This window comes from Methylobacterium sp. ap11, from assembly GCF_900110515.1.
Taxonomy (GTDB): domain Bacteria; phylum Pseudomonadota; class Alphaproteobacteria; order Rhizobiales; family Beijerinckiaceae; genus Methylobacterium; species Methylobacterium ajmalii.
The window spans coordinates 66,137-79,689 of the sequence record NZ_FOEB01000009.1; the positions used below are offsets into that span (position 1 = coordinate 66,137).

Sequence of the window (13,553 nt, forward strand, 5' to 3'; positions counted from 1 at the left end):
CCGAAAGGGAAGTACAGGACAGGGAGGCTTCGACAGGGACAGCATGGGCCGCTCGCGCGCGTCGGATCTTGCGGCCGTCCGTCCGGACGGCGGGCGAGGCGCCGATCATCGAGTCCGATTGCGGCGGCGGCGCGGCATCACAGCCCGCCGCCCTGCCGGTTCCCCGGCGTTCACGTCTTGGCGAGCGAGGTTTGGCGAGCGCCGCCCGGGACGCCCCGGGCGCCGGCACCCGCGCCGAGATGGACGCGGTTTAACTTGCAACGGCGACGGTGCCATGGTCCTGCCACGGGACCCACCCATGGCGGAACGGGCGGCGCCGACGCCCACGCCCCGACCGCACCCCCTCACCGGCTCGCCCTCCAGGCGGGCCCGCCCAAGGCCCGCCCCCGGGCGGCCCGGAGACCGCGATGCACGGCTTGAAGCAGGCTCTCCTGCAGATCTGGCGCCTGGCCTATCCCTACTACACCACCCGCGAGGTCACGACCGTGCGGCTGTGGCCGCTGCCGGCGGTGAAGATGCAGGAACGCTGGGTCGCGCTGACCATGGCGGCCCTGGTGATCGGCATCGAGTTCGCCCAGGTCGCCATCAACGTGCGCCTGTCGTACTTCAACCGCGACTGGTTCAACGCCATCCAGGGCAAGGACGCGACGGCGTTCTGGTCGCTGCTGTTCTCGGTGTTCTGCCTGTGGGCCGCGGTCTACGTGGGGAGCGCGATCATCCAGTACGTGATCCAGTCGTTCCTGCGCATCCGCTGGCGGGCCTGGATGACCCGGCACTACGTCGAGCGCTGGCTCGGCAACGACACCCATTACCGCATGGGCTTCTCGGGCGCCCAGGCCGACAACCCCGACCAGCGCATCGCCGACGATATCGACCAGTTCACCCAGACCACCCAGACGCTGACGATCAGCTTCCTGTCGGCGGTCTCGAACCTGATCTCGTTCTCGGTGATCCTGTGGAACATCTCGTCGGCCTTCACGGTGCCGGGGACCGACTGGCACGTGCCGGGCTTCCTGGTCTGGGGCGCGCTGATCTACTCAGCGCTGGTCACCTGGATCACCCACCGGATCGGCCGGGCGCTGGTCGGGCTCAACTTCGAGCAGCAGCGCCGCGAGGCGGATTTCCGCTTCTCGCTCGCCCGCCTGCGCGAGTACGGCGAGCAGGTGGCGCTGCTGGGCGGCGCCCGGGCGGAGAGGGTGTCGCTCGGTGAGCGCTTCGCCTCGCTGATCCAGAACTTCTACGCCATCGTCGACCGCCGCAAGAAGCTCGCCGCCTTCACGGTCAGCTACCAGCAGGTCAACGTCGTGATCCCCTACATCCTGGTGGCGCCCTACTACTTCGCCGGCCAGATTCCGCTCGGGGTGATGACCCAGACCGCCGGCGCGTTCTCGCGGGTCGAAGGCACGATGTCGTTCTTCATCACGTTCTACGTGACGCTGGCCGACTACAAGGCGCAGGTCGACCGGCTCACCACCTTCGACGCCGCGATGAGCCGGGCCGACGCGATGGCGGCGGCCAGCGCGCTCTCGGTCGTCCCGGCGACCGATCGCGGCCTGCACCTCAAGGGCCTCGCCCTCGACCTGCCGGACGGGCGGCGCATCGCCGAGGCCCCTGCCCTGTCGTTCCGGCCCGGCGAGACGACGCTGCTCACCGGCCCCTCGGGCTCGGGCAAGTCGACGCTGTTTCGCGCCATCGCGGGTATCTGGCCCTTCGGCGAGGGCTCGGTAACGACGCCCGAGGGCGCCCGCCTGATGCTGCTGCCGCAGCGGCCCTACCTGCCGATGGGGACCCTGCGTGCCGCCGCCACCTACCCCGAGCCCGCCGGCAGCCGCGACGACGCGGCGATCCGGGCGGCCCTCGAGGCGGCGCGGCTGCCCCACCTCGCCGGGCGCCTCGACGAGGAGGCGCCCTGGGCCCAGGCCCTGTCGCTGGGCGAGCAGCAGCGCCTCGCCATCGCCCGGGCGCTTCTGGCCAAGCCCGATTGGCTCTTCCTCGACGAGGCCACCGCCGCCCTCGACGAGCCGACCGAGGCCGCGCTCTACCGCATGCTGCGCGTGGAACTGCCGGACACCACCATCGTGTCGATCGGCCACCGCTCGACGCTGACCGCCTTCCACGACCGGCGCATCGACATGGCCCGCCGCGAGGACGGCCGCTTCGTGCCCACCGACCTCGCCACGGCGGTGCCGGCGGAGTAGCCGGAAACGGGGCGACGAAGCGCCTTGACGCGCCGCGTCGCCCCGCCTAGAAGCCGGCTCACAGGGCGCGTAGCTCAGCGGGAGAGCATTCGCTTCACACGCGAAGGGTCACAGGTTCAATCCCTGTCGCGCCCACCACCCTTGATACAGTTTCGATCGGTCGAGCCGTGGCACCCCGCGCCACATCGCTTCGATGATCGAAAGTTTCGGCCTTCGACGGGCGTGCCTCCTGGCTCCTCGTCTCCCGCACCTCGGCCGAGCCGGGCGCGTAGCTCAGCGGGAGAGCATTCGCTTCACACGCGAAGGGTCACAGGTTCAATCCCTGTCGCGCCCACCATTTCTTTCAAAGATCGCGACGCGGGCGGAGTCCGAACGGCTCTCGCCGTGGTCTCGTCTGTCCCTCCATCATCCCGAGTTCCGCGTCGCAGCTCCGGACTGCATCGAAGCATCCGTTCGACGTGCGGATGATGGTTTCGGCGATTCCCGCGTTCCAACCTTTGCCTGCATCCTGAGGTGCCGGCCCATCGTCGATGGGCCGATCTCGGGACGAGGTTGCAGGGTCGAGCGCAACCCCGACATCCCATCGGGCAGGCCGCGAGCGTGTCGGCCCGCCGCGCCGGCATTCAGGCCGCGCCCGGATCGAGCCGCCGCACCGCCTCGTACAGCGCATCGAAATGCTGGATCACCACGTCCGGCTCCAGCTCCTCCACCGGCACGTCGGTATAGCCGAACGGCACCGCCACCACCGGGATGCCGGCCGCCTTGGCGGTGGCGACGTCGGTGCGGGAATCGCCCACCATCACGGCCCGGGCCGGATCACCGCCGGCTTGCGCGATCGTCTCGGTGAGGTGGCGCGGATCGGGCTTGAAGTACGGGAAGGTGTCGCGGCCGCAGATCGCCGCGAAGCGTCCCTTCACGCCGAGCAGCTCCAGGAGGCGGACCGAGTGCTCCTCGGGCTTGTTGGTGCAGACCGCGAGCCGGTAGCCCACCGCCTCGAGCCGGTCGAGGGATTCGATCACGCCGGGAAAGAGGTGCGAGATCTCGCACAGGTGCTGGCCGTAATGCGCCAGGAAGACCCGGAACAGCGCGTCGAGTTTGGCCGGCGTCAGCTCGCGCCCGCCGGCCGAGAAGCCGCGCTGGATCAGCGCCCGGGCGCCCGCCCCGATCAGCTCGCGCGCCTGCGACAGGGCCACCGGCGGCAGCCCTTCCTGCGCCAGGATCACGTTGAGCGTGCCGATGAGGTCGCCGGCCGTCTCCGCCAGTGTGCCGTCGAGGTCGAACACCACGATCGGCGCGAGGTCGGCGGCGGTCGTGGGGGTGGGGGCTTGGCTCGGCATAGAATCTCGCGGCTGGCGGCGGGGTCTGGCGCCTCCTTTACAGGCGGGGGGTGCACGGGGCCATGCCGGGTGCCCAAAATGACGAAGGCCCGCCGGCGCACCGACGAGCCTTAAGGGGCAGGGTCCACGTTCCAGGGTGCGGGTGCGCTCTCGCGCGGCACGATTGCGATGGCCGTCTCGGCCCCGTGCCGCATTCAGCCCGCCCTGGAGCCACTATCCCTGTCGCAAGTAGTCCGGTGGAGTTTCCTGGTCACCGGCATCGGTCTGTGTCGCGTGAGGGCTGCAACCTTGAGAATTCATGGCCACCTCCTCGAGTTCTTCTCGACGAGGATCATGCTGCTCCTCTGTCGGGATCGGGTCAAGAGGGATTCGTAGCCGGCTGGTGGCGATCTTCGTCCGGCTGCGAAAACTTAACGACACATTTAAAACGTGCCCGCCTTCCTCTGCGTCGAGCGTGCCGCGCGAAGTGGCGTCGATGAGCCAGGGACGTGGGAGCCGCCGAGGCGCGACGGCCCTGAAACGACGAAGGCCCGCCGGCGCACCGACGAGCCTTAAAGGGCAGGGTCCACGTTCCAGGGTGCGGGTATGCTCTCGCGCGGCACGATTGCGATGGCCGTCTCGGCCCCGTGCCGCATTCAGCCCGCCCTGGAGCCACTATCCCTGTCGCAAGTAGTCCGGTGGAGTTTCCTGGTCACTGGCATCGGTATGCGTCGCGTGAGGGCTGCAACCTTGAGAATTCATGGCCACCTCCTCGAGATCGACTCGATGAAGACTATGCTGCCCCTCCTCCCGGGAGCGGTCAAGGGGGATTCGTAGCCGACTGCGCGAACGGCGCTCCGGGTCCCGGATCCCGTGCCGTGGATCCGCAGCCGGCCGGTCGACGGTCCGATGCCGCCCTGCCGCGATCCGGGATGCCGGAGGATCCGCGAGTTTTTCGTCGAGTTCGGAGGGATCTCGTTAAGCCTGCCGACCGATCCGGCAGGACTATACTGCAAGTTGCAGTCGCGACGACGCCTCAGTCCGCTGCGGAATGCAGGTCATGATTCGTTATCCGCGCCCGATTACCGGATATCAACGTCCGGTCGCCAGTCTCCGGATCGTGAAATCTCGAACGATGGACTGGTGGAATCGAGCCATGCGGCCGGTCATGAAGCACATCGCGGCCCTCGCCCTCGGCCTGCCGCTATGGGGCAGCGCCGGCACCGCCGCGGGCGAGCCGCGCACAACCGCGGCGGTGCCGGCGGCGAGCGACCTCGACGCCCTGCTGTGGCCGGCCGGCGCGGCGGCGCGGCGGGTCGACCAGCGCGGGGCGGCGCTGACCGCCGTCGACCTGCGCGACCGGATCGTGGCCGTGTCCTTCGTGGCGCCGGATTGCGCCATCGTCTGCGTCGCCCGCACCCTCGACCTCGAGCGGGTGGCCCAATCGCTGCCGGACGGCCTCCGCCAGAGCGCGGTGTTCCTGGCGATCGGGTTCGACGGTTCGCCCGAGGCCCTGCGGGCCTTCGCGGACGGCACGGTCGGGGCGAGGTCGCGGCTGCGCGTCCTTTCCGGGGATCCGGCCTGGAGCACCGCCCTCGCCCGGATGCTTCGGTACCCCGCGACGGCGCTGCCGGAGCCGCCGCCGCAGATCCTGCTCTTCGACCGGCGCGGCGCGGTCGCGTCGAATTACGGCGGCGACCCGGTCGACCGTCCGCGGCTCGCCGGCGACATCGCCCTCCTCGACACGTTCGCGCAGGGCCTCGACGCCCCCCGCTAGAGCCGGCGTCGCGCCCCGCCCGTCCCCTGCCCCCGCCCCCCGTTCCCGCACCGCCCGTGCGCCCTCCGCTCCGGAAGACCCGACCATGACCGACCCCGCCCGCACCGCGATCCGGCGCCCGACGCGCCTGCGCGACGCCGCCCTCCTCTCCGCCACGATGCTGGCGACCGGCCTCCTCTCCCCGGCCGAGGCGGCGCAGTTCAGGGTCGTTGTCGCCCCGGTCGCCGACCCGATAATGACGGGCCTCCCGCTCCCCGACGCCGCCCCGGCGACGGGCGTGTTCTCGGGCGTGCAGGGCTGGCCGATGAACGCCGTCACCATGAGCCTCCTGCCGAGCGGCAAGGTCCTGTCCTTCGGCACCCCGGGGGGCAATCCCGGCACCCAGGACGGGCGCACCTTCGACACCTGGGACCCGACCCAGGGCTTCGGCGGCGGTCACGCGACCTTCAACGGCGTCGGCGGCATCAACAGCTTCTGCGCCGCCCAGGCCTTCCGGCCGGACGGCTCGCTGCTCATCGCCGGCGGCATCTTCGACAACGGCAACGACAAGGGCAGCCTGCTCTTCAAGGGCACCGGCACCGGGGTGACCGCGGTAGGCGCCAAGCTCGCCAACGACCGCTACTACTCGACCATGCTGACCCTGCCCAACGGCCAGCAGATCATCATGGGCGGCTCCTACCCGTATCTCGGCGGCTGGGCCGACCCGCAGGGGAGCATCGACAAGGGCTACATGACCGGGATGACCCCGGAGGTCTTCGACGGCACCCAGTGGCGGAGCCTGTTCGGCGCCAAGAGCCGCGACGCGTTCGGGCCGGACAACAACAGGTGGTGGTATCCCCGCGCCTGGGTCGCCCCCAACGGCAAGGTCTTCGGCATCAGCTCGGAGAAGATGTGGTTCCTCGATCCCGCCGGCAACGGCGCCGTGACGGTGACGAACTTCAAGGAGCCGCAGCGCAACGCATCCTCGGCCCTCGACGCGCCGAATGTCGGCCCGGTCTCGACCGCGGCGATGTTCGAGACCGGCCGCATCCTGCAGGTCGGCGGCAACAGCTACGACAACGGCAACGGCTTCCTGTCGAGCAGCCGCGCCACGGTGATCGACATCAACGGCGGCGCGCCGGTGGTGACCGACACCGCGCCGATGAGCGTCGGCCGGGCCTGGGCCAACGCCACGGTGCTGCCGACCGGGCAGGTCGCCGTCACCGGCGGCAGCAAGTGGAACGACCGGGCCGACGGCGACACCGTGCTGCAATCGGAGATCTGGGATCCGAAGACCGGGCGCTGGTCGCCGGGCGCGTCGGGCGGGGTCTATCGCGGCTACCATTCGAGCGCGATCCTGCTGCAGAACGGCGCCGTGCTGCTCGCCGGCGGCGGCGCCCCGGGCCCGGTGGCGAACCAGAACGCCGAGGTGTTCTACCCGCCCTACCTGTTCACCACCGTGAACGGGAAGACCGCGCTGGCGCCCCGCCCGCAGATCGTCAGCCTGTCGACCGTGCAGCTCCAGCACGGCCAGGCGATGCAGGTCGAGCTGAGCTCGCAGAACGGCCTCGCCCAGGTGGTCCTGGTCGGCCTGAGCGCGACGACGCACAGCTTCAACGCGGCCCAGCGCCGGCACGTCGTCGCCTTCACCCAGGCCGGCACCGCCGTGACCGTGCAGGCCCCGGCCTCGGCCAACGTCGCGCCCCCCGGCTACTACCAGCTCGTCGCGATCGACCAGAAGGGCGTGCCCTCGCCCGGCGTGATCGTGGCGCTCGGCGCCGGCGTCGCGGCCCCGAGCCAGGTGTCGGCGCCCGCGGTCGCGGCGGCCGGCACCGGCACCGGCGGCGGCCAGGCGGGCGGCGGAGCCGGCGGCACGGCCGGCGGCGGCACCGGGACCGGCGGCACCGGCACGAGCGCGGCCACCGGCGCGGCGGTGAGCCTGCAGGCGAGCAACTACACGACGAGCTACCTGACCAATGTCGGCGGCACAGCGCGGCTCGTCGTACCGGCCAGCGCCGCGGATCGCCAGCAGGCAACGTTCCGGCAGGTGCCGGGGCTGGCCGGCCAGGGCGTCTCGTTCCAGGCCGGCGGCAATGCCGGCCAGTACCTGCGCCACCAGAACTTCCAGATCTTCCAGCAGGCCAACGACGGCGGCGACATCTTCAGGCGCGGCGCGACCTTCATCCCGCGGGCGGGGCTTACCGGCAATTGCGGTTGCAGCACCGCCGCCTGCACGTCCTACGAGTCGATCGACTGGCCGGGCTACTACCTGCGGCACCAGAACTTCAGCTTCTACATCGCGCAGCCGGACGGCGGCGACGGGTTCAAGCAGGACGCCTCGTTCTGCCCTGCCCCGGGGCTGACGCCTGCGGCCTCGCTCCTCAAGGCGCAGCATTCGGGGCTCTGCCTATCGATCGCGGCCGGCGACAACGCCGACGGCGGCGCGGTGACCCAGCAGGCCTGTACCGGCGCGGCCGAGCAGACCTGGACCCCGGCAGCCGGCAACGGCGGCACCGCCTACGTCAACAAGGCCTCGGGCAAGTGCCTCGATCTCAGCCTGCTCAAGCCCCCGGCCGCCCCCGGCACGCCGGTCATCCAGTGGGCCTGCAACGGCGGCACCAACCAGGCCTGGACGCCGCGCGTCTCGAGCGGCGGCAACGCGCTCGTCTCGGTCAACAACGCCAATCTCTGCGTCGACGTCTGGAACGGGTCGACCGCGCCGGGCGCGATGACGGCGGCCTGGACCTGCCACGGCGGCGCGAACCAGACCTTCCTGTCGCAGTAGCGCCGCCGGCCCGGGTTCCTGCCGGGTCGCGATCACCGGGGGAGGACGGCGTCGCCCTCCCCCTTTCTCCGCCGAGCCCGGTTCGTCCGGTCGCTCAGCCCCGCTCCCGCGCCCGCCGGCTCTCGTAGGCCTTCAGGTGGGTGTAGGCCGCCGCGAGGTGCGGCCGGGCGCCCTTGGGGTCGGCCGCGCGGCCGCGGGCGAGGAGGTCGCCGACGATGTGGTCGGCCTCGATCCGGGCGCCCTTCTCGATGTCGCGCAGCATCGAGGCGGTGAAGGCCGAGCCCGGCGCCGTCAGGGTCTTGCGGCTGCCCTCCAGGAACTTCTCCCGCGGCGCATGGCCGGCCGCCTCCGCGATGGTGCGGCATTCCTCGAACAGGCCGAGCATCCAGTCGCGTCCGCCCGGGGCGGCCACGATGTCGCCGACGGGGGCCCGCATCAGGCAGGTGCCCCCGGCGAGCGTCGCGAGGAAGACCCACTTCTCCCACATCTCGAGCAGGATCCGGTCGCTCGGCCGCGCCGCGAAGCCTGCCCCCTCCATCAGGGACGCGACCCGGCCCGTGCACTCGGAAGGGGCCCCGCCCCGCTCGCCGAAGGTGAGCGCGTGCAACTCGCTTATCTGCACGATGTCGCCCTCCGCCGAGAGCGTCGCCGCGATGGCGCAGGAGCCGCCGAGGATCCGCTCGGCCCCGAAGCGCGCGTCGAGGGCGTCGAGATGCGCCATCCCGTTGAGGATCGGCAGCACCATCGTGTCCGGTCCGACCGCCGGGGCGACGTCGTCGAGGGCGCCCGCGAGGTCGTAGGCCTTGCAACTCAGGAGCACGAGATCGAACGGTGCGGGAATCGCGCCCGCCGTCACGGTCTTGGGCGCCTCGATCCGGAAATCCCCGAGCGGGCTCCTGACCGACAGGCCGCTCTGCCCCAGCCGCGCCGCCCGGGCCGGGCGGACCAGAAAGGTCACGTCGCGCCCCGCCGCGGCGAGCCGGGCACCGAAATATCCGCCGGTCGCTCCGGCGCCCACCACCAGCACCCGCATGCGGTCTCCTCCTGCCCGTCCTGCTTCAGAGAAGCTTCGCATTCCCGGCGGCTTCGTCCAAGGTGCCCGTCGGTCAGGCTGTCTTCGCGGGGATGCGACGGTGCGGGGTTTGAGGGGGCGGATGCCCGGGGCGCGGGATCTCGCCGGGTTGTGGGCCCGTCGCGGCCTGTTCGTGGTCGGCGGCATCGCGGTCGGCGGCGCGGCGGTGCTGATGGCGACGCTCGCGGATGCCGCGCAGGCGGGCTTCCGGGCGGTATTGGGACTCTCCCCGCTGATCGCGCTGGTGCTCACGCCCTTCGGCTTCGGGCTCGCGGCCCTCCTCGCCCGCACGGTCTTTCCGAACTCGCAGGGCAGTGGCATCCCGCAGGTCATCGCCGCGCGCGACATCGCGGAGCCTTCGTTGCGCCACCGCCTGATCTCGCTGCGGGTCGCCGCCGGCAAGATCGTGGTGATGAGCATCGGTCTCCTGTGCGGCGCCTCGACCGGGCGCGAGGGGCCGACGGTGCAGGTCGGCGCGGCCCTGATGGCGGCGGCCGGACGGTTCGCGCCGGAGCGCCAGCGCGGCCTTCTGCTCGCCGGGGGCGCCGCCGGGGTGGCTGCGGCCTTCAACACGCCGCTCGCCGGCATCGTGTTTGGCATCGAGGAGCTCAGCCGCTCCTACGAGGCCAAGACCTCGAGCCTGATCCTCGGGGCGATCATCGCGGCGGGCCTGACCTCGCTCGCGCTCGTGGGCAACTACACCTATTTCGGCACCACCGGCGACACCCTGCCGCTCGGGCGGGCCTGGGCGGTGGTGCCGATCTGCGGCGTGCTCGGCGGCCTGTTCGGCGGGCTGTTCAGCCGCATCGTCATCGCGGTCTCCCGCGGCCTGCCGGGGATGGCCGGGCGCTTCGTCGCGAACCGGCCGGTGATCTTCGCGGCGCTGTGCGGCCTCGGCGTCGCGCTGTGCGGGCTCGCGACCGACGGGCACATCTACGGCACCGGCTACGAGCAGGCGAAGGCGCTCCTGCACGGCACCGCCGAGACCCATGCGTGGTTCGGCCCGGTGAAGTTCGTCGCCACCACGCTGTCGTCGATCAGCGGCATCCCGGGCGGGCTGTTCGCGCCCTCGCTGGCGGTCGGGGCGGGCCTGGGCGCCGAGGTCGCCGGACTGTTCCAGGGCGTGCCGGTCGGCGCCGTGGTGCTGGTCGGCATGGTGGCCTACCTCACCGGCGTGCTCCAGGCGCCGATCACCTCGTTCGTGATCGTCTCGGAGATGACCGAGAACCACGCCCTTGTGATCCCCCTGATGGTCGCCGCCCTCGTCGCCGACGCAACCTCGAAGCTCGTCTGCCCCGAAGGGCTCTACCACGCGCTCGCCGAGCCGATGGTCGAGCGCCTCACCGGGCGCCCGGCCCACGCGCCGCAGGTGAACGGCCCGGCATGAGGGGGCCCCGGCCGCGCCGGCCGTGACCGTGGCGTCAGGACATGGCGTCAGGAGGACGTAGCGTCAGGAGGACATGGCGTCAGGACGTGGCGGTGGCGGTCGGCAGGCCGGTGACCTGCGCGGAGGGCTCCTCGCTCAGCCAGCGGTACAGGATGCCGCCGAGGGCCCCGCCGATGATCGGCGCCACCCAGAACAGCCAGAGCTGGCCGAGCGCCCAGCCGCCGGCGACCAGGGCCGGCCCGGTGCTGCGGGCCGGGTTGACCGAGAGGTTGGTGATCGGGATGCCGACGAGGTGGATCAGGGTCAGGCAGAGCCCGATGGCCAGCGGCGCGAAGCCGGCCGGCGCCTTGCCGTGGGTGGCGCCCATGATCACGAACAGGAACACCAGCGTCAGCACCACCTCGGCGAGGAAGCACGCCACCAGGGAATACTGCCCGGGCGAGTGGTCGCCGTAGCCGTTGGCGGCGAAACCCTTGGCGAGGTCGAAGCCCGGCGCCCCGCCGGCGATCGCGAGGAGCAGGCCCGCGGCCGCGACGCTGCCGAGCACCTGCGCGGCGATGTAGGGGCCGATGTCCCGGCCGGGGAAGCGCCGTCCCGCCGCCAGCCCGATCGTCACCGCCGGGTTGAGGTGGCAGCCGGAGATGTGGCCGATGGCGTACGCCATGGTGACCACCGTCAGCCCGAAGGCCAGGGAGACCCCGAGGAGCCCGATTCCGACCTGGGGCACCCCGGCGGCGATCACGGCGCTGCCGCAGCCGGCGAAGGTGAGCCAGAAGGTGCCGATCGCCTCGGCGGCGCATTTGCGGATGTCCATGGACGGCGTCTCCTGAAGCGGAGCGTCGTTGCCGTCCCGGCCGCCCGTCGGGGCGGAACCGGGACGGGGGCGGAGTTCCGTCGCCCGCCCGCGCTCCCGACACGCCGAGCGTAACCGGGTGCGTGGCGGGGTCTTCCGTTTGACCGTCAGGTGACCGTAAGGCGCTGGACTTGCGAAGTCCGGCTCTCAGCGCCGGCCGAACAGACGTTCCACGTCCGACAGCTTCAGCTCGACATAGGTCGGGCGGCCGTGGTTGCACTGGCCGGAGAACGGCGTCGCCTCCATCTCGCGCAACAGTGCGTTCATCTCCTCCGGGCGGAGGCGGCGCCCGGCCCGGATCGAGCCGTGGCAGCTCATCCGCGACAGGACCGCGTCGAGGCGGCGGGCGAGCGGGTCGGCCCCGCCCTCGGTGAGCGCGTCGACCACGTCGGTCAGCAGCGCCCGCAGGGACCCGCCGGCGAGTGCGGCCGGCACCTCGCGCACCAGCACCGCGCCGTGGCCGAAGGCTTCGAGGACGAGACCGAGATCCTGCAGGGCGTCGGCCGCGTCGGCGAGCCGGTCGGCCTCCGCCGGGTCGAGCTCGACCACGTCGGGGATCAGCAGGATCTGGCGGGCGATGCCGCCGCCTTCCCGCTCGCGCTTCAGCCGCTCGTAGACCAGCCGCTCGTGGGCGGCGTGCTGGTCGACGATGACGATCCCGTCCCGGGTCTGGGCGACGATGTAGGTCTCGTGCAGCTGCGCGCGCGCCGCGCCCAAGGGGTGGGCGGTCTCCACCGCGGTCGCGGGTGCCTCGGCGGGCGCCCGCAGGTCGGCGCTCGGGGCGGCGAGGTCGCCGGAGAACTGCGCCTGGGCCGCCTCGCGAAAGCCGCCCGCCTTGGGCGGTCCCTCGTAGGCGGCCTGGTCGGGCTCGCGCGCCTCCCATGGCGTATCGCCTGGCGCCTCCCTTGGCGTCTCCCAGGGCGTCGCTCCGAAATCGCGCGCGAAATCCTCGGTCCGGCCCGAGCCCGCCGGCCGCGCCGGCGCGGTCTCGTCGCGCCGCGCGAACAGGCTCGCGGGCGCGCGCGACGCCGACGAGGCCGGCACCGCCCCTTGAGCCGGCAACGGCGTTTGCGCCGGCCGCAGGCTCTCCAGGGTGCGGGCCGCGACCGTACCGGAGCTGCGCCCGCCCTCGCGGCGCAGGGCCTCGTGGATCGCGCTGACGATCAGCCCGCGCACGAGGCCGGGATCGCGGAAGCGCACCTCGGTCTTGGCCGGATGGACGTTGACGTCGACGAGCGCCGGATCGCAGGTCAGCGCCAGTGCCAGCACCGGGTGGCGGTCGGAGGCCATCACGTCGGCATAGGCGCCGCGCACCGCCGACAGCAGCAGCCGGTCGCGCACCGGCCGGCCGTTGACGACGAAATGGACATGGGTGGCGGCCGCCCGGTGGAAGGTCGGCAGGCCGACATGGCCGTCGAGGGCGAAGGCTTCTCGCTCCAGGCTGAGCGGCGCCGAGTTGGCGCCGAAGTCGGGCCCGAGCACCGCGACGAGCCGGCGCAGCCACGAGCCGGGCCCGGCTTCGGCCGGCAGCACCAGGGCGGCGGTCGTCGAGCCCTCGCTGCCCAGCGAGAAGCGGATCTGCGGGTGGGCGACCGCGAGGCGGCGCAGGATCTCGCCCACCGCCGTCGCCTCCGCCCGGTCGGATTTCAGGAATTTCAGCCGCGCCGGGGTGGCGGCGAAGAGGTCGGTCACCTCGATCCGCGTCCCGGGCTGGCCGGCCGCCGGGCGCACCGGCCCCTTGTGGCCGGCATCGACGACGATCGAATGGCCGCTCTCGGCACCCGGTACCCGCGAGGTGATGGCGAGGCGGGCCACCGCGCCGATCGAGGGCAGCGCCTCGCCGCGAAAGCCCAGGGTCTCGATGCGCTCGAGGTCGCCGTCGGGCAGCTTCGAGGTGGCGTGGCGCTCCACCGCCAGCGCCAGGTCGCCCGGCCCCATGCCGCCGCCGTCGTCGACGACCCGGATCAGCCGCCGGCCGCCGGCGGCGATCGTCACCGCGATGCTGGAAGCGCCGGCATCGATCGCATTCTCGACCAGCTCCTTGACCGCCGAGGCCGGCCGCTCGACCACCTCGCCGGCGGCGATGCGGTCGACCAGCACCGGGTCGAGGCGGCGGACCTGCGGGCGCCCGAGGGGTGAATCGCTCATGCCCGGAATATAAGGAGCGCGCGGCCGCGCCAGAAGGG

Annotated in this window: 8 protein-coding genes and 2 tRNA genes; 6 read left to right on the forward strand and 4 right to left on the reverse strand. The window is 72.2% G+C overall.

The window, feature by feature from the left end:
• Nucleotides 1–407: 407 nt before the first annotated feature.
• The 3 genes from BMX97_RS15150 (at nucleotide 408) to BMX97_RS15160 (ending at nucleotide 2,535) form a co-directional block, all read left to right on the forward strand.
• Nucleotides 408–2,198: an ABC transporter ATP-binding protein/permease gene (locus BMX97_RS15150; RefSeq protein ID WP_091751620.1), complete on the forward strand. Its 1,791-nt coding sequence runs from the start codon at nucleotides 408–410 to the stop codon at nucleotides 2,196–2,198.
• Between the two features lie 63 nt (nucleotides 2,199–2,261).
• Nucleotides 2,262–2,336 (forward strand) — tRNA-Val (locus tag BMX97_RS15155).
• A gap of 124 nt (nucleotides 2,337–2,460) precedes the next feature.
• Nucleotides 2,461–2,535 (forward strand) — tRNA-Val (locus BMX97_RS15160).
• Nucleotides 2,536–2,821: 286 nt separating this feature from the next.
• Here the strand turns inward: BMX97_RS15160 and gph are convergent.
• The gene (gene gph / locus BMX97_RS15165) at nucleotides 2,822–3,535 is read right to left on the reverse strand and encodes a phosphoglycolate phosphatase (RefSeq protein WP_091751623.1); all 714 of its coding nucleotides are present in this window, start codon (nucleotides 3,533–3,535) and stop codon (nucleotides 2,822–2,824) included.
• Between the two features lie 1,135 nt (nucleotides 3,536–4,670).
• On the opposite strand from gph, the gene BMX97_RS15180 reads away from it, so the two are divergent.
• Together BMX97_RS15180 and BMX97_RS15185 are read left to right on the forward strand one after the other, a co-directional pair.
• Nucleotides 4,671–5,291, forward strand: a complete 621-nt coding sequence (locus BMX97_RS15180) for an SCO family protein (protein WP_091751632.1) — start codon at nucleotides 4,671–4,673, stop codon at nucleotides 5,289–5,291.
• A gap of 85 nt (nucleotides 5,292–5,376) precedes the next feature.
• Nucleotides 5,377–8,055 carry an AbfB domain-containing protein gene (locus BMX97_RS15185; RefSeq protein ID WP_091751635.1) on the forward strand — a complete coding sequence of 893 codons (2,679 nt, stop codon included), beginning with the start codon at nucleotides 5,377–5,379 and terminating at the stop codon, nucleotides 8,053–8,055.
• Nucleotides 8,056–8,149: 94 nt separating this feature from the next.
• Here BMX97_RS15185 and panE read toward each other — a convergent pair whose 3' ends face one another.
• Nucleotides 8,150–9,088, reverse strand: coding sequence for a 2-dehydropantoate 2-reductase (panE, locus tag BMX97_RS15190; protein WP_091751637.1), 939 nt, complete (start codon nucleotides 9,086–9,088; stop codon nucleotides 8,150–8,152).
• 121 nt (nucleotides 9,089–9,209) lie between these two features.
• Between panE and BMX97_RS15195 the strand changes: the two genes are divergently transcribed.
• Complete coding sequence (locus tag BMX97_RS15195; RefSeq protein WP_091751640.1) at nucleotides 9,210–10,514, forward strand: chloride channel protein; 1,305 nt, start codon at nucleotides 9,210–9,212, stop codon at nucleotides 10,512–10,514.
• A 79-nt stretch (nucleotides 10,515–10,593) separates the two neighbouring features.
• On the opposite strand, the gene aqpZ is transcribed toward BMX97_RS15195, so the two are convergent.
• Together aqpZ and mutL are read right to left on the reverse strand one after the other, a co-directional pair.
• Nucleotides 10,594–11,328, reverse strand: coding sequence for an aquaporin Z (gene aqpZ / locus BMX97_RS15200; RefSeq protein WP_091751643.1), 735 nt, complete (start codon nucleotides 11,326–11,328; stop codon nucleotides 10,594–10,596).
• Between the two features lie 186 nt (nucleotides 11,329–11,514).
• Nucleotides 11,515–13,515 carry a DNA mismatch repair endonuclease MutL gene (mutL, locus tag BMX97_RS15205; RefSeq protein ID WP_091752058.1) on the reverse strand — a complete coding sequence of 667 codons (2,001 nt, stop codon included), beginning with the start codon at nucleotides 13,513–13,515 and terminating at the stop codon, nucleotides 11,515–11,517.
• Nucleotides 13,516–13,553: the final 38 nt, after the last annotated feature.